The sequence below is a fragment of the Pseudonocardia sp. 2-7 genome, assembly GCF_056341085.1.
This window is the reverse complement of sequence record NZ_CP094507.1, coordinates 3,602,156-3,617,209: the sequence shown is the minus strand read 5'-3', so window position 1 is coordinate 3,617,209 and position 15,054 is coordinate 3,602,156. Positions and strand designations below refer to the sequence as shown.

The window sequence follows — 15,054 nt, the reverse complement described above, 5'->3', positions numbered from 1 at the left end:
TGTGACCACGATGGAGTGGTCCGGAACCGGACGATGTCACCCACTGGAGGAGAAAACGATGAAGGACGTCTTCACCGAGCTCGAGGCCGAGCGCGCCCTGCCGCACAACTCCGCGAGCCACTCCAACGCCCTCGTCGAGAACCCGTTCGCGACCGAGCAGGCCGCCGAGCAGGAATGACACCCGCCGCGGGCCCGGCACCGGTGACGGTGCCGGGCCCGCGGTCTGCCGTGACCGACCGACGGACCAGGGAGTGCCAGTGGAACGACTGCGACCGGGCGTGAGCGTGTTCGAGGTCCCCGGGCGGGGCTCGGCGCTGCGGGAGGCCTCCGGCCGGTTGCGTGGGGTCGAGCTGCCCCGCGGCACGGTCGAGGCGCTGACCCGCTGGTTCGACGGCGCCGACCCCACACCTCCGCCGGGACTCGACCCGGAGCGCGGCGCGTTCGCCGCGGCCGGGTACCTCGACGACACCCGCCCGGCCCGGACGGCCACCGTGACCGTCGCCGGTGACGGCGCGCTGGCCGACGCCGTCGCCGCCGCGCTCGCCGGGCCCACCGTGCGGGTGCTGCGCGGGACGGTCGGAGAGCTCGCGGCCGTCCCGGCCCGCCCGGACCCCACGCGCCCGGCGACCGGCGTCGACGCCACGGGGGGCGCGGATGCGTCCACGCCGCCGACCGCGGTCTGCGTCGTCGCCGACGGGCCGGCACCCGCCTCCTGGACCGCGCTGGACCGGCTGCCCGACCGCGGGACGGCCGTGTTCCGGCTCGCCGTCGAGGGCCGGCACGGGATCCTGGAACCTCCCGCCGTACACCCCGGCGACGCCGGGCACGCCGACGTCCGCGCCCGCCGCCTCGCCGCGGCCGGATCCGGGCACCCGCACCTGCTCGCGTACTGGGAGGCCGCCCCGGCCGCCCCGACCGGGCCCGGCGACCACGCCCTGCTGGCCGCGCTGCTCGCCGCCGACGTGCGCGCCTGGGCCGCCGGCCACGACGTCCCGGCGGTCGGTGACCTCGTCCCGTCCGCCCTGCCGGCCCGGCGCCGTCTGCGGGTGGTCGACCTCGACACCGCCGCCATCGCCGACCACCCACTCCTGCCGGTCCCCGACAGCGCGCCGTGACCGACCCCGCCCGGCCCGGCCCGTCAGCCCAGGGCACCGTCGACCTCGACCTGACCGCGCCCGACGGGGCCCGGCTCGCCGCCACCCTCGTCCGCCCCGCCGCCCCGACCTGGCCCGCGGTGCTCATCCGCACCCCCTACGGCCGCGGGCGGCTGCTGCCCGAGGCCCGCGGCTGGGCCGCGCACGGGTTCGGCTGCCTCGTCGTCGACGTCCGGGGGCGCGGCGGCTCGACGGGGGAGTTCCGGCCCTACGCCCACGAGACCGACGACGGCGCCGCCGCGCTCGCCGCGCTGCGCGCGACCCCCGGCTGCGACGGCCGGGTCGTGCTGGCGGGCGCCAGCTACGGGGCGCACTGCGCGGTCGCCGGTGCCCTCGCCGATCCCGACGTGTGCGGGGTGCTCGCCGCGGTCCCGGCGCTCGGGCCCGGCGAGACCGCCCGCGAACCCGGCGGTGCCGCCCGGCTGGCCTGCCGGATCGGCTGGTGGTCCGAGCACGGTGCGGGCGCGCGTCCCGCCGCCCCGTCGGCGGCCGCGACCCTGCCGGTCTCCGGCGCACTGACACCCGCCCCGGACGGGTGGGCCGACCTGTGGGACGCACCCGAGGAGACCCCGTGGCTGTGGTCGGGGATCGCGCGGGCCGCGATGCCGCTGCTCGCCGTCGGGGGCACCGCGGACCCGTTCGCCGCCCGGACCCGGGAGCTCGCCCGGCGCTGGGGCGGACCGTCGAGACTCGTCCTGGGGCCGTGGGGGCACGAGCTCGACGCCCCCGCACCCGGCGCGGTCCTGGCCGGGCGGCGGATCGGCGCGGTCTACGCCGCCTGGGCCCGCGCCGCGGTGCAGGGCCGGCCGCGGGGGCGCGGGGCACTCGTGGCGGTGGGGGAGACGGGGCGCTGGGTGCGGGCCGGGGACGGGCCGGCAGTCACGGTCGCCGCGGCGCCGCCGGACGGGTTCCCCACCGGCTTCGTCGCCGACCCCGAGCGGCCCGTCCGGTCCCGCGTGCCCGGCGCACCCACGCCGGCTCTCGCGTCGACCGACGGCGCCGCTCCCGCTGCTACGCCCCCTGCGGCGACCCCTGCCACCAGCACCGGGGCGACCGCCGCAACCACCAGCGCGACCACCGCCGCAACCACCAGCGCGACCACCGAGTCGGCCGCCGCGGGCCGCCCCGCCGACCGGGTCGTCGCCCACACCCCGCCCCTGCCGGCGGGGGTGCTCGCCGGGCCCCTGGTCGTCACCGTCACCGGCGAGACCGACGCCCCGGACGCCGACTGGGTCGTCCGGGTCGGACTGCGCGGCCACGACCTCGTCACCGCCGTGCACCGGCACCGCGGCCCGGCGTCGCGGCAGGTCGTCGTCACCACCCCGCCGGTCGGCGCCGCCGTGGGCGAGGGCGACCGGCTGCGCGTCGAGATCGCCGGGCACCACTGGCCCGCACACGCCCGCAACCCGCACACCGGACAGGACCCGGCGCACGCGACCGACCTGCGCGTCGACCACCGCACCGTGCACGCGCTGCGCCTGGACCTGCCACACGTCCGACCCGGCCGCGACGAGGTCGCCGCGGCCGCCATCCCCGAGGAGGTCACCCTGTGACGGCACCGACCGTTCCCGTACTGCCGGTGGAGGCGCTGGTCGACCCGCTGGGCGGGATCGTCCGCCGGTTGGTCGACGTCGCCCTCGTACCGGGGCTGCCCGCCGCCTACACCGCCGTCACCGCCGAGGTGTCCGACGCGCGCCGGCTCGGCGCCTGGCCCGCGGACCGGGTCAGCCTCGGCACCACCTTCGGCGACCGCGACGGCGCCCGCACCGCCGCACTCGGCGAGGCGGTCGAGCGCTACTGCGGCAACCGCGTCCCGCGCGACCTGCCGCTCACCACGGCCGCGGAGCTGCGCGCCGCGGGACACCGGTGCTGGGGGCCCGAGGAGCTGCCGCTGCTCGCGCACTGGCAGGACGGCCGTCCCTACCAGCGCTTCACCGAGGACCTGCCGATCCGCTGGATCGCCGGCGTCGAGGCCGACGAGGAGCCGACCTGGCTGCCCGCCTCCTGGGCGCTGCTCAACCACCACAGCGGGGCCCGTCGCGCCGAACCCCGCTTCCACCACCTCAACTACGCCGGCATCGCCACCGGCGACGGCGCCGTCGACGCCCACCGGCGCGGCCTGCTCGAGCTCGTCGAACGCGACGCGCTGGAACGCTGGTGGCACCTCGGTCTGCCCTCCCACGGCATCGACCGGGCCTCGGTCCCCGGGCTCGACGCCGCGCTGGCCGGGGCCGCGTTCGACGTCCACCTCGTCGAGCTGCCCACCGAGTACCCGGCGGCCGTGGTCGGTGCCGTCGTCGTCGACCCGGAGACCGGGATCGTCGCCGGGGGCGGCGCCGCCCGTTTCGACGCCGCCGAGGCCGCCACCAAGGCGGTGCTGGAGGCCGTCCACACCTGGGTGTTCACCCGCGGACTGCTCGACCCCGACGGCTGGGTGTACGCCTCGATCGACGCCGGTGTCCTCGCCCGCGGCCTCTACCTCGACCACCGCGCCGACCGCCGCTACCGCGACGACGCCGGCGGGCGCTACGCCGCCGTGCGCGACCTCGGCGCCCAGGTGCAGGTGTGGCTCGACCCGCGCGTGCAGGAGGAGCATCTGCCCCGGTTCACCGCGCCCGCGACCCGCGGCCCGCTGCGCACCGGACCGGCCGGGGACCTCGCGTCGCTGACCGCCGCGCTGCTCGCCGACGGGCACCGCATCGCCCGCGTGGACCTCACCACTCCCGACGTCGCCGAGACCCCCTGGCGGGTGGTCCGCACCTGCGCCACCGGTCTCGTCCCCAACGCGCCCGCCGCGTTCCGGTACTGGGGGCTGCCCCGCTGGCGCGACACCGCCCGCGCCCACGGGCTCGGCCTCGACCCGGCCGCCGGTCCCGACGGGCTCGTGCACTGCCCGCCGCCGTTCCTGTGACGGTCCCGCCCCCGGGCAGGGCCGCACCGTGCCCGGGCCACGCCGCACCGGGGCCCGGACCGGACCCGCAGCGGGACCGGTCCGGCGGCGCCGAGGAGGCCCGGACCGCCGCGGCGTTCCGGCTCGCCTGGTCCGGCGCCGACCCGGGCCCCACCGACCACACCACCCGCCCCGCCGAGGCGACCACGGCGGCCCGGCCGGTGCCCCTGACCCGCGACGGCACCGGGACCGGTGCACTGCTGGCGCTGTCGCTGGCCGCCGACCCGGACCGGGTGGTCGGCGGGGTGCGGCTGCGCCGGGTGCCGTCGGCGGGCGGCCGCTACCCGGTCGACGCCTGCGTCCACGACCCGACCACGGACGGCCGCGACGCCGGTCGCGTCTACGACCCGCTCGCCCACGCCCTCGACGGCGGGCCCGCCCGGGAACCCGCCCGGCCCGGCGCAACCGGACCCGGCAGCCACGCCCGGCCCGGCGCCGCCGTCCCGGCCCTGTCCGACCCGGACCACGACGACCACGACGACCACCCGGACGTCGTCCTCCACCTCGCCCCGGAGCGGACCGCGTGGCGCTACGGCCCCCGCTCGCTGCCGGTGCTGCTGCTCGACCTCGGCCACGCGGCCGCCGCCGTCCTCGCCGCCGCGGCGACGCTGCGACGACCCCGTACGGCCCACCTCGTCCCCGACGGCGACCGCTCCCGCGTCGTGCTCACGACCGGACCCGGTCCCGAAGGCGCCGTCGCGCTCGGTGCCAGCGCGGACCCGCACCCGGCGGCCGTGCTCCGCGCACGCCGCTCGGCGCCGTTCGCGAGCCTGTGTCCACCGGTCGCCGACCCCGGGCTCGACCGGGTCGCCCGGACCCGCCTCGGCGCGGGACAGCACGCGGCCCTGCTCGACGCGGGCCACCCGCTCGCGGCGGCGCTGACCCGGCGGGCCTGCGGCCTGCCCGACCTCACCGGTGTCGGCGGGCTGCTCGTCGTCACCGGGGACGTCGACCCGGGCCCGGACACCGTCGCCCAGCACGTGCGGACCGGCCTCGCCGTCCACGACGCCTGGCTGACGGCCACCGCGGCCGGGCTCAGGGCCCGGCCGGTCGGCTGCTGGGTCGAGGCGGTGCTGCACGGACCCGGCGGCCGGGGCCGGGTGCAGCACGCCCTCGCGCTCGGCGGCTGACCCGCCGGGGGAGTACCGGTCAGGTCGCGGGCGGCAGCGGGGGGCGGGCGGCTCGTGCGGCGGCTCGTCGCCGGACTTCCCGCCCGGCTTGTCGTCCCCACCGCCGGCGAGGAAACGCTCGAACTCCGCGGCCAGCTCGTCGCCGCTGGGCAGCTCGCCGCCCTCCAGGCCGTCCCGCAGGTCACCGGACTCCCGGGCCGCGACGACCTGGTCGTACTGCTCCTCCAGCGCCGAGACGACCTGCCCGACCTCCTCCGACGCCGCCATCTGCTCGGCGATCTCGGACTCGGCCTGTTCGGCGGCGCGGGTCAGCGTCTCGGTCGGCAGGTAGAGCCCCGCCGACAGCCCCGCGTGGTCCAGCAGCACCCGTGCGGCCTGCGGGTACGCCGAGCGCGACAGGTAGTGCGGCACGTGCACGGCGTAGCCCACGACGTCCTGCCCGGCCTGCCCGAGGCGGTACTCCAGCAACGCCGCGGCACTGCCCGGGACGTCGGCGGTCGCGAACCACGGGGTGTGGCCCTCCACCAGCTCCGGGCGGGTGCCGTGCGCGGTCACTCCGATCGGACGCGTGTGCGGCACGGCCATCGGGATGCCCTGCAACGTGATCACCAGCCGGATCCCGAGCTGCTCGACCAGCAGCCCGACCGCGGCGACGAACCGCTCCCACTGCATGTCCGGCTCCGGACCGGCGAGCAGCAGGTACTGCGTGTCCCCGGTGTCGGTCAGCGCGACGACGTCGAGCTCCGGCGGGTCGTAGTCGGCCCAGCGGTCGGTCTCGAACCGCAGTGGCGGGCGTCGCGACCGGTAGTCCACGAGCTGGTCGACGTCGAACCGGGCCACCCGGACCGCCTCGCGTTCGTCGGTCAGCGCGCCGACCGCGAGCGCACCCGCGTTGCCGGCGTCGACGAAACCGTCCAGCACGACGATCAGGACCGGCTCGTCGAGCGCCGGCGCGGCCGGATCGACCTGGTACAGCTGAGCGGGATCGAGCACCGGCGTCCTCCGAGTCGTGGCGTGCACCGCGACCCTATCCGGAGCCCGCGTCGGCCTGCCCGGGCGCGGTGTGACCACCGACCCCGTGTGACACGGCCCCGCCGGTACACCCCGCCCGCCCGGGATGGACCAGAATGGTCGTTCGTCATGCACACGTCACGTCGCGCTTACCTCGTCTGGTCCGCCGGTCTGTTCGCCTACGTCGTGGCGGTGCTGCAACGCAGCTCGTTCGGCGTCTCCGGGCTGGAGGCGGCGGAGCGGTTCGGTGCGTCCCCGACCGTGCTCGCCGGGTTCCTCGTCCTGCAGCTGCTGGTCTACGCCGCCCTCCAGGTGCCGGTCGGGCTGCTGCTCGACCGGTTCGGCGCCCGCACCATGGTCCTCGCCGGCGCCGTCACCATGACCGCGGCGCAGGTGCTCGTCGCACTCGCCACCTCGCTGCCGCTGGCCATCGCCGCCCGCGTGCTCGTCGGCGTCGGCGACGCCCTGACCTTCATCTCGGTGCTGTCGGTGCTGTCCACCTGGTTCGCGCCGCGCCGGGTCCCGCTGATGACGCAGATCACGGCGCTGCTCGGCCAGTTCGGCCAGGTGCTCTCCGCGATCCCGCTCGCCACCGTCCTGCACGCCTACGGCTGGACGGCCGCGTTCCTGTCCGCCGCCGGGATCGGCGTCGTCGCCGCGGTCGCGGTGCTCGCCGTGTTCCGCGACCGCCCGCCCGGCAGCCCGGCCCCGGCCCCGGCGAGCAGCCCCCGCGAGGTCGTCGACGGGCTCACGGGCGCCTGGGCGCACCCGGGCACCCGCCTCGGGCTCTGGTCGCACGCCGGCACCCAGTTCTCCGGCCTGGTGTTCGCGCTGCTGTGGGGCGTGCCCTACCTCGTCGCCGGGCAGGGGATGACGCCCACCGGCGCCTCCGTGATGCTGACCGTGCTCGTCCTCGCCGGCGCCGTCGTCGGCCCGGTGTTCGGCGAGTTCACCGCCCGCCACCCGCTGCGCCGCTCCTGGCTCGTCCTGTCGGTCATCGGCGCGACCGCGCTCGTGTGGACGGTCGTGCTGCTCGTCCCGCCGCCCGCGCCGCTGTGGCTGCTCGTGCTGCTCGTGGTGGTGCTCGCCGCGAACGGCCCCTGCTCCGCCGTCGGCTTCGACTACGCCCGCACCTTCAACCCCGCGCACCGGCGCGGCACCGCCGTCGGGATCGTCAACGTCGGCGGGTTCACCGCCTCGCTCACCACCACACTCCTGGTCGGGCTCGTGCTCAGCGTGTCGGGCGGCTACACCCCCGAGGCGTTCCGGCTGGCCTGGCTCGTGCAGTTCCCGATCTGGGCGCTCACCGCCGTCGCGGTCGTCCTCGCGCGGCGCAAGGCCCGCCGGGTGATGGCCGCCGAGGGCACCGTCGTCCCGCCGCTGCGGGAGGCGCTGCGCCGCAACCGGCGCCGGCGACAGGCCCGGTAGACGACGACGGGGGCGGGACCATCGCGGTCCCGCCCCCGTCGCACACGGAGCGGTCTGCCCGTCCGGCGGGCCTCACCCGGTGTCGCCTGCTCGCTCGGCAAGTCTCACTCGGTGTAGCCCGCTCGTTTCGGCGGGCCTCACCCGGTGTCGTCTGCTCGCTCGGCGAGCCTCACTCGGCCAGCAGCCGGTACAGCGCCTTGCGGGCCTCGGTCAGCGCCTCGGTCGCCGACGCCACCTGCGCCTCGGAGCCGGCCTCGGCGACCTGCCGCGCGGCGGCGGCGAGCCGGCCGAGCTCGGTGACCAGGCCGGTCGCCGGGTCCGACTCGGCGGCCTCGGCGTCCTCGGCGAAGGGCGCCCACACCGCGTCGAGCTCGGCGCGGTGCTCCTCGACGTGCCGGGTGCCCTCCTCGGTCAGGTGGACGACCCGACGGCCCTCGGTCTGCTCGGACCGGACCAGGCCCTCGTCCTCCAGCTGGGACAGCATCGGGTACACCGAGCCGGGGCTCGGCTTCCACTGCCCACCGGAGCGGCCGGTGATCTCCTGGATGATCTCGTAGCCGTGCCGCGGGCCGTCGGCGACGACCGCGAGCACCGCGGTGCGCACGTCGCCGCGGGCACGCTTGCCGCGCCGGCCGCGGGGCCCGCCGGGGCCGAACCCGCCCGGGCCGAACCCGCCGGGACCGAACCCGCCCGGGCCGAAGCCTCCGGGACCGAACGGGCCTCCGGGGCCGAACCCGCGGCCGGGACCGAAGGCCCGGCCGCCGGGCCCGCGTCCGCGGCGGTGGGCGCGACCGTGGCGGTGGCCGGGTCCGCCCTCGTCGCGGGGGTCGTCACGGTCGTCGCCGTGGACGTCGGGGGTGTCGTGCATGGCTGCCTCCTCCGGGCCGCAGGGGAACCCGGCGCCGCGGTGGCCCCGGGGGTGTCGGTGGATGCGGGGCCCGAAGGGGCTCCGGAACATGTCGCGCGTGGTCATGACGTGTGGTCCTCTCGTCGTGAGCCTCCTTGTCGATCGGCTCGTGTGCCATCACGATATATCGCGACTGCTCTACGTTGCAACGGTGATGGCCTGAGAATGTCCTGAGGGTGCGCGGAGCGGCCCGTGGCGGGTTCACTGTCCCGGCGGGCCGGCGGGCGGTCCGCCGGATGTGAGGGGGAGTCGTGGGGCGTCACGACGCAGGGGCCGGCCGGGCCGGCGAGGTACCGGAGGACACGGCCGAGGAGGTCGACCTCAGCGATGTCTCCGCGGCGCAGCTGCGGGACCGGCTCTCCGCGCGGTCCGACGGCCGCGACGACCAGGTCGTCGACGCCGCGCGCGAGCTGCGGGCGAGCCTGGACCGGCTCGGCGCGGGTCTCGCGGCGCGCCGTGCGGCGCTCGTCGGACGGGCGGGGGAGATCGCCCGGGCCGCCGTGCCCTACGTCGGCGGCGCCGTCGCGACCGGGGTGGGGGCGGTGCTGGTGGCGCGCCGTGCCCGCCGTCCGCGCCGCTCCCGGTACCCCGGGGCGGTCTGACCCGGGCCGGTCGGGGTCAGTGGCTCCCGAGCCCGGCGCGCACCCGCATCAGGGCGAAGCCCAGCAGGTTCCGGCCGGGCCAGCGGTCCGGCGCGCCGAGGTCGGGGTCGTCGGCGGCCAGGCCGATGCCCCAGATCCGGTCGACGGGGGAGGCCTCGACGAGCACCGCGTCGCCGGTGCCCAGCAGGGCCGCGGTGAGCCGCTCGGCGGAGCGGAACTTCGCCCGGTTGCCCTCGACGACGACCTCGACCCGGCGCGCGGCCCACACCTGCGAGTCGAAGCCCCGGACCTCGCGCCCGGCCCGCTTGGCGGTGTCCGGGTCGTCGTCGGACAGGACGCGGTCCAGCGCGTCGTCGTCGCCGAAGGTACGGGCCTTGGCCGCCATCATCCAGTGCTCGGCGGTGGCGTAGCGGACCCCGTCGACGACGAACGGCGACGGATGCCACTGGCTCAGCACGTGCACGTCGCCCGGGGCGGGCTCGGAACCCCAGAACGGGACGAACCGCGGGCGCGCCCCCGCCGCGACGGCGGCCCGCAGGGATGCGACGTCGGTCGGGGCGTCCTCGCTCACGCCCTCCGATCCTAGGGCGTCGGCGGGGCGGCCGCGTCGGCCAGCGCGGACAGCAGGTCGGCCGCGCCCACTCGTCGCTCGGGCGGGACCCGGCCCAGCAGGTCGGCGACCGCGGCGCGACGGTGGGCGTCGACCTCGCGGATCAGCTCCCGTCCGGCCGGGGTGAGCTCGACGAGCAGGTGCCGCCGGTCGTCCGGGTCGGGGCGGCGTTCGACCAGGCCGGCCCGCCCGAGACGCACGAGCACCCGGGTGGCGTTCGACGGGTGGACGTCGAGTTCACGACCGACCGCGGTGACGTTGGTGCGCCCCGCGTCCGCGATCAGCATGAGGACCCGCAGCTGGGGCACGGTCACGGCGTCCCCGGCCGCCGCCACCGCGCGCACGCTGATGCCGGTGAACGCGCGCGCGAGCGCCAGGCCCGCCTTCACCGTCGCGCCGTCCGGGGGATCCCGATCTCGGCCGTGTGCGTCGGTCATCCCGTCCACCTCCCTCACCGGCGATCTTTACTCCGCGCTGACCGATGCGTCGATCAATCTTTGCCATTGCACAACTACTGCGCAAGCGCAACAATAGGGACGTCGAAGGGAGAGTTCCATGAAGGTGTCGGACATCCTGCGGATCAAGGGCGACACGGTGCACACCGCGTTGTCGTGGAACACCATCGCCGAGGCCGCGACCCGGCTCGCCGGTCCGCCGGCGATCGGCGCGCTCGTCGTCTCCGACGACGGCCGTCGCGAACGCGTCGACGGCATCGTCTCCGAACGCGACATCGTGCGCCGGCTCGCCACCGACGGCGCGGGCCTGCTGGATCTCACCGTCGCCGACGTCATGACCCGGCACGTCGTGACCTGTTCGCCGGAGGACTCGCTCACCGAGGCCATGGGTCTGATGAACCGCTGGCGTCACCGCCACCTGCCCGTCGTCGACGACGGACGGCTCGTCGGGATGATCAGCATCGGTGACGTCGTCAAGCAGCGGCTGGCCGAGATGAGCACCGAGGCCGGGGTGCTGCGCGACATCTACCTCGCCTCGCACTGACCCCGCCCCGGTCGTCCCCGGTGTGACGTGACCGTTTCGCCGGGAACGACCGGGGTGTGCCGTGCGTTGGACCGGACATGACTGCAGCGAGTGCCACCGCAGGTCGCCGCGCCGGCCGCACGGCCGCGTTCGCGACACTCTTCCGTGCCCTCACCCGTCGCGGCCGCCCCGGCGAGCCCGGACCCGTCGAACGGTTCCGGGCGCTGCCCGCCATGGCCGGCGACGCCTGGCGCGGCACCTACCCGCACCTCGGCAAGGGCCGGGTCGCGCTGTTCCTGATGGCCCTGGCCTACCTGGTGTCGCCGGTCGACCTGGTGCCCGAGGCGTTCCTGACCGTGTTCGGCCTCGGCGACGACGCGGTCGTCGCGATGTGGCTGGGCGGGGCCCTGCTGGTCGAGGCCGACCGCTACCTGGGGTGGCGGCGGACCGCACCGGTCGTCGTCGACGGTCAGGCGCAGGTCGACCGCACGTAGTCCCGGATCCGCTGCGACGCGGCCTGGTAGTCCGGGTCCGCCCGGTCCTGCGCGATCTCCGGGTCACGGGCGACGGCGAGGGTGTCCCCGCCGTTGGCCTCCAGCAGGTCGAGCTGACGCTCGACGAGCTGGTCCACCCGCTCGAAGTCCGCGCGGATCTCCTGCGGTGCGAGCGAGGTGACCTGCTGGTTGGCCTGCCGGACGTTCGCGGTGACCTCGCCGACATCGGAGATCGAGCGGCCGATGCCCACCCCGCTGAACGGCTGGGTGGCGGTGCGGCTCGCCTCGACGGCGTCGCAGAAAGGGCTGGACGGGCGGTTCTGGGTCGTGACGACCGTGCGGGACGACGAACCCGGCTGGGTCGCCAGCGAGCTGCCGCAGCCCGCCACCAGGAGCAGGGCCAGTGCCGCCGGGACGAGCAGTCCTGGCCGCCGTACAGCCGTCATCCCCGATCCTCCACTCACCGGCCGGGAAGGTGCCCGCGCCGCGAGGGGAAGTCTAGGGCGCGTGGTGTGAGGTGGATGTCGGCGGTGGGTCGGCGGCGCGGACGCGGATCGCGTCAGCCTGCGAGGACCGTCCGCAGCACCGCGGGCCGGTCGGTGATGATCCGGTCCACCCCGGTGGCCGCGATCCGCCGCATGTCGTCGGGGTCGTCGACCGTGTACGTCCCGGTCTGCATCCCGCGCGCCGCGACTTCCGCGACCAGCGCGGCGTCGACGACCTCGAACGACGGGTTGATCTGGGTGACCCCGTGGGCGGCGGCGTCGTCGAGCTGCGCCGCGGTCGGGCGCCCGTCGAACAGCCATCCGGCCGGGACCTCCGGGGCGGCCTCGGCGAAGCTGCGCATCACGTCGTGGTCGAAGGACTGCACGACGACCCCGCGCCGGCCGTCGAGCTCGTAGGCGACCTCCTTCTCCATTCCCGGGTACCGCGCCGGGCCCTTCAGCTCGACCAGCAGGTCCGCGCGACCGCGGAGCCGGTCGGTGAACTCCCCGAGGGTGGGGATGCGCTCCCCTGCGGAGGCGGGGGAGAACCACGACCCGGCGTCGAGACGGCGCAGCTCGGCGAGGGTGAACGCGCCGACCGGTGCGATGGCGCGGGTGGGGAAGACCTGTGCGACGTCGGTGGTGCGGGCCAGCGTGGCGTCGTGGACGAGCACGAGGTGACCGTCCGCGGTGCGCTGGACGTCGACCTCGACGGCGTCGGCCCGCTGGGCCAGCGCCTCGTCGGCGGCGGCGAGGGTGTTCTCCGGGGCGTCGGCGGAGGCGCCGCGGTGCGCGACGACCTCCGGACCGGGCCGGGGACGGTCGGAGTCGGCGAGGGCGGACGTGGCCGTCGCGAGGAGGGCGGCGGGGACGAGGAGGGTTCCGGGCAGGCGTCGCACGAGGTGGGTCCTCAGGATCGGGGGCGGTGCCTGGGAACCATCGTGGCGTGGCCGGTCCGGCCGATGTCGAGCGGGTGTCCGCCGGGGGACGAGCGGGCGAGGACCTGGTGGTCAGGGGAGGGTGACGGCCGCCTCGAACGCGGGCAGGTAGCCGTCGCGGTAGCCCTGGGCGGTCGGGTGGTAGACCGCCGGGGCCGACGCGGGCGGGGGAGTGATCCACGGGTCGGCGGAGCAGACCCCGTGCCCGGCGAAGGCGGCACGGACGTCGACGAACCGGCCCCGGAACCGCCCTGCCGCGTCGGCGAGGGCGGCGTCGAGGGTGTCCGCCGCCCGGTTCAGCGCCTCGCGGCGGACGGCGTTCGGGACGCCGGGGACGTCGCACTCGGCGCCCGGCTCGAACAGCCGCGGGTAGCCCAGGACCAGGATCGTCGCGCCGGGGGCCTGCAGCCGGACCCCGACGATGGTCGAGATCAGCCCGCCGGGCGCGACCCAGCGGGCGGCACGCTCCCCGCCCCGGACGGCGCGCAGGCAGGTCTCGTCGTCGCGGGCGGTGCTGCAGGCGGCCAGGACCGGACCGAACCCGGTGTCGTTGCCGCCGACGGTGATCGTCACCAGGGTGGTGTCCGCGGAGACGGTGCGCACCTGCCGGGCGATCACCTCGCCGCTGGTGGCGCCGCTGCAGGCGACGCTGACGAACGACGCCGGGTCGTGCCGGGCCGCCCACAGTGCCGGGTAGGACGCGGTGCTGCGCCGGCAGTCGCCGGTGGCCGGGTCCGGCCGGGCCCCGACGCCCGCGGCGTAGGAGTCACCGAGCGCGACGTACCGGACGGGGGCGGCGGCCGCGGTGGCCGGTGCCGGGTCGGCGAGGGCCGCCGGCGCCAGGACGACCAGCAACGCGCATGTCAGCAGGGGGACCAGGAGGCGGCGCACCCGTCCAGACAACCCGCGCGACACCGTGACGGCAATCCGGGCACCGGGTGAGCGGGTGCACGCGCCGTCGACGACGAGGTGCGCCGAACGGGTCCCGGGCCGGCCGCCTGCGCGGAGCGCGCGTCGCGGAGCCACCGCGCACGCGTCCTCACCGTGGGTGAGAGCGTGGACCGCGACGCCCCCGGCCACGACCACTCGGCCGCGGCGCGCGGCCGACGGAAAGCCCAGCTCAGGACCCTGTCCGAGGTGGACCGGCCGGGCCGGCGCCACGGTGAACGGCAGGTGGCCGGGGCGAGTGGCCGGCGGCGTCCGCTCACCGCCCGCAACGTCCCGTCGGTCTCGTGATCACCCGATCGGGTTCTTCCGTCCGTTGCGTCCGGCTAGCGTCGGTGTCAGATCACGGAACGGTCACGAACCGGACGCGGCTCCTCCCCAGGGGGCCGCCCGCTCCCCACGGGTTGTCCGCCGTTCCGGGATCCGGAAGGAAGGGTCGTGGCACGGCATCGCTCCCCCCGGAGCCGTCAGGCGAGCCTCGCGCTCCTGGCCCCGCAGTTCGCGGTGGCCGGGATCGGGGTCCCGGTCGGCTCGTTCCCCGCAGGTCCGCACGTCCGGCGCGCCCGTGACGCCGGGGCCGAGGACGGCTCACGCTGGGCGGCCTCGACCCGGATCACCGCCGCCGTCGTCGCGGTGGGCGGCATCGCCGCCACCGCCCACGCGGGTGTCGGCTCCGGCGACCTGTCCGCGACCGTGACGTCCTGGTTCGACACGGCGGGATCGTCGTCGGTGTCGAGCCAGGACGCCGCGCTCCCCGCCGCCGTGCCCGCCCCGCGGGCCGCCGCGGACGACGCCGCCTCGCCGATCGCGGACCCGGCCACCATCGCCTCGCTGGCCGCTCCGGCCGCCGCCCCCTCGGCGGCCGCGCGCACCGTCGCCGTCGCCGACACCGGCCGCGCCAGGGCCGCCTCCGCGGTCCAGGCCGCCACCGCCTCGGTCGACCAGGTCCGCAAGGCCGCCGAGGAGCGCGCCCGGGCGGTCGAGGCCGCCCGCGCCGCGGGTGCCACCGGCGCGCTGCAGTCCGCCTCCGCAGGCGGTGCGGTGTCGATCGTGACCGGCCGGGTCACCTCGGGCTTCGGTTCCCGCTGGGGCACGAAGCACATGGGCCTCGACATCGCCGCCCCGATCGGTACCCCGATCCACGTACCGATCGCCGGCACCGTCATCAGCTCCGGCCCCGCCAGCGGGTTTGGTATGTGGGTCCGGGTCCGGCACGCCGACGGCACGGTCACCGTCTACGGCCACATCAACCGCTCGCTGGTCTCGGTCGGCCAGAAGGTGGCGGCAGGCCAGCAGATCGCCGAGGTCGGCAACCGCGGCCAGTCCACCGGCCCGCACCTGCACATCGAGGTCGTCGATCCGAGCGGAACCAAGATCAACCCGAAGCCGTGGCTCGACGCGAACGGGTTCCGCTACACCTGA

The 15,054-nt window shown here is 76.9% G+C and carries 16 protein-coding genes and 1 pseudogene; 10 read left to right on the top strand and 7 right to left on the bottom strand.

Translation table 11 applies throughout. The features are described 5' to 3' along the window. The first annotated feature begins 58 nt into the window (after positions 1-58). The 5 genes from amiA (at position 59) to MTO91_RS17370 (ending at position 5,234) form a co-directional block, all read left to right on the top strand. Positions 59-178, top strand: coding sequence for a streptamidine family RiPP (gene amiA, locus MTO91_RS17390; protein ID WP_345652532.1), 120 nt, complete (start codon positions 59-61; stop codon positions 176-178). Positions 179-278: 100 nt separating this feature from the next. Beyond that, positions 279-1,115: a hypothetical protein gene (locus MTO91_RS17385; protein ID WP_476651910.1), complete on the top strand. Its 837-nt coding sequence runs from the start codon at positions 279-281 to the stop codon at positions 1,113-1,115. Beyond that, positions 1,112-2,707, top strand: a complete 1,596-nt coding sequence (locus tag MTO91_RS17380; RefSeq protein ID WP_476651908.1) for a CocE/NonD family hydrolase — start codon at positions 1,112-1,114, stop codon at positions 2,705-2,707. Before MTO91_RS17385 ends, MTO91_RS17380 begins: the two co-directional genes overlap by 4 nt. After that, the gene (locus tag MTO91_RS17375) at positions 2,704-4,065 is read left to right on the top strand and encodes a YcaO-like family protein (RefSeq protein ID WP_476651906.1); all 1,362 of its coding nucleotides are present in this window, start codon (positions 2,704-2,706) and stop codon (positions 4,063-4,065) included. Before MTO91_RS17380 ends, MTO91_RS17375 begins: the two co-directional genes overlap by 4 nt. Then, the gene (locus MTO91_RS17370) at positions 4,062-5,234 is read left to right on the top strand and encodes a nitroreductase family protein (protein ID WP_476654990.1); all 1,173 of its coding nucleotides are present in this window, start codon (positions 4,062-4,064) and stop codon (positions 5,232-5,234) included. Before MTO91_RS17375 ends, MTO91_RS17370 begins: the two co-directional genes overlap by 4 nt. A gap of 276 nt (positions 5,235-5,510) precedes the next feature. Here the strand turns inward: MTO91_RS17370 and MTO91_RS17365 are convergent. Next, positions 5,511-6,155 (bottom strand): annotated as a pseudogene (locus tag MTO91_RS17365) (PAC2 family protein); the annotation flags it as partial. Between the two features lie 219 nt (positions 6,156-6,374). Here MTO91_RS17365 and MTO91_RS17360 point away from each other — a divergent pair. Next, a complete protein-coding gene (locus MTO91_RS17360; RefSeq protein ID WP_476651904.1) occupies positions 6,375-7,673 on the top strand; it encodes an MFS transporter in 1,299 nt (432 codons plus the stop codon). A gap of 169 nt (positions 7,674-7,842) precedes the next feature. Here the strand turns inward: MTO91_RS17360 and MTO91_RS17355 are convergent, their stop codons facing one another. After that, entirely contained in the window at positions 7,843-8,541 is a 699-nt protein-coding gene (locus MTO91_RS17355; RefSeq protein WP_100880540.1) for a PadR family transcriptional regulator, read from the bottom strand. Positions 8,542-8,831: 290 nt separating this feature from the next. On the opposite strand from MTO91_RS17355, the gene MTO91_RS17350 reads away from it, so the two are divergent. Beyond that, a complete protein-coding gene (locus MTO91_RS17350) occupies positions 8,832-9,182 on the top strand; it encodes a hypothetical protein (RefSeq protein WP_073574198.1) in 351 nt (116 codons plus the stop codon). Between the two features lie 16 nt (positions 9,183-9,198). Here MTO91_RS17350 and MTO91_RS17345 read toward each other — a convergent pair whose 3' ends face one another. Together MTO91_RS17345 and MTO91_RS17340 are read right to left on the bottom strand one after the other, a co-directional pair. Beyond that, positions 9,199-9,753, bottom strand: a complete 555-nt coding sequence (locus tag MTO91_RS17345) for an NADAR family protein (RefSeq protein ID WP_073574197.1) — start codon at positions 9,751-9,753, stop codon at positions 9,199-9,201. A gap of 11 nt (positions 9,754-9,764) precedes the next feature. After that, positions 9,765-10,229 carry a MarR family transcriptional regulator gene (locus MTO91_RS17340; RefSeq protein ID WP_476651901.1) on the bottom strand — a complete coding sequence of 155 codons (465 nt, stop codon included), beginning with the start codon at positions 10,227-10,229 and terminating at the stop codon, positions 9,765-9,767. Between the two features lie 118 nt (positions 10,230-10,347). Here MTO91_RS17340 and MTO91_RS17335 point away from each other — a divergent pair, with 118 nt between their 5' ends. Then, on the top strand, positions 10,348-10,791 hold the full coding sequence (locus MTO91_RS17335) for a CBS domain-containing protein (RefSeq protein ID WP_073574196.1): 444 nt from the start codon (positions 10,348-10,350) through the stop codon (positions 10,789-10,791). Positions 10,792-10,868: 77 nt separating this feature from the next. Continuing rightward, positions 10,869-11,264, top strand: coding sequence for a YkvA family protein (locus MTO91_RS17330; protein ID WP_073574195.1), 396 nt, complete (start codon positions 10,869-10,871; stop codon positions 11,262-11,264). Here MTO91_RS17330 and MTO91_RS17325 read toward each other — a convergent pair. From MTO91_RS17325 to MTO91_RS17315, 3 genes are all read right to left on the bottom strand, one after another. Next, entirely contained in the window at positions 11,240-11,710 is a 471-nt protein-coding gene (locus tag MTO91_RS17325) for a hypothetical protein (protein WP_100878075.1), read from the bottom strand. The genes MTO91_RS17330 and MTO91_RS17325 overlap by 25 nt on opposite strands. A gap of 113 nt (positions 11,711-11,823) precedes the next feature. After that, positions 11,824-12,648 carry a glycerophosphodiester phosphodiesterase gene (locus tag MTO91_RS17320; RefSeq protein ID WP_161152163.1) on the bottom strand — a complete coding sequence of 275 codons (825 nt, stop codon included), beginning with the start codon at positions 12,646-12,648 and terminating at the stop codon, positions 11,824-11,826. Positions 12,649-12,759: 111 nt separating this feature from the next. Then, positions 12,760-13,578, bottom strand: coding sequence for an SGNH/GDSL hydrolase family protein (locus MTO91_RS17315; RefSeq protein WP_476651899.1), 819 nt, complete (start codon positions 13,576-13,578; stop codon positions 12,760-12,762). A 492-nt stretch (positions 13,579-14,070) separates the two neighbouring features. On the opposite strand from MTO91_RS17315, the gene MTO91_RS17310 reads away from it, so the two are divergent. Further along, a complete protein-coding gene (locus MTO91_RS17310) occupies positions 14,071-15,054 on the top strand; it encodes a M23 family metallopeptidase (RefSeq protein WP_476651898.1) in 984 nt (327 codons plus the stop codon).

Bases quoted from the DNA above. Each gene is read 5' to 3' on its own strand.
- MTO91_RS17360 (WP_476651904.1), top strand. From the start codon at position 6,375: ATGCACACGTCACGTCGCGCTTACCTCGTCTGGTCCGCCGGTCTGTTC.
- MTO91_RS17335 (WP_073574196.1), top strand. From the start codon at position 10,348: ATGAAGGTGTCGGACATCCTGCGGATCAAGGGCGACACGGTGCACACC.
- MTO91_RS17330 (WP_073574195.1), top strand. From the start codon at position 10,869: ATGACTGCAGCGAGTGCCACCGCAGGTCGCCGCGCCGGCCGCACGGCC.
- amiA (WP_345652532.1), top strand. From the start codon at position 59: ATGAAGGACGTCTTCACCGAGCTCGAGGCCGAGCGCGCCCTGCCGCAC.
- MTO91_RS17355 (WP_100880540.1), bottom strand. From the start codon at position 8,541: ATGCACGACACCCCCGACGTCCACGGCGACGACCGTGACGACCCCCGC.
- MTO91_RS17325 (WP_100878075.1), bottom strand. From the start codon at position 11,710: ATGACGGCTGTACGGCGGCCAGGACTGCTCGTCCCGGCGGCACTGGCC.
- MTO91_RS17340 (WP_476651901.1), bottom strand. From the start codon at position 10,229: ATGACCGACGCACACGGCCGAGATCGGGATCCCCCGGACGGCGCGACG.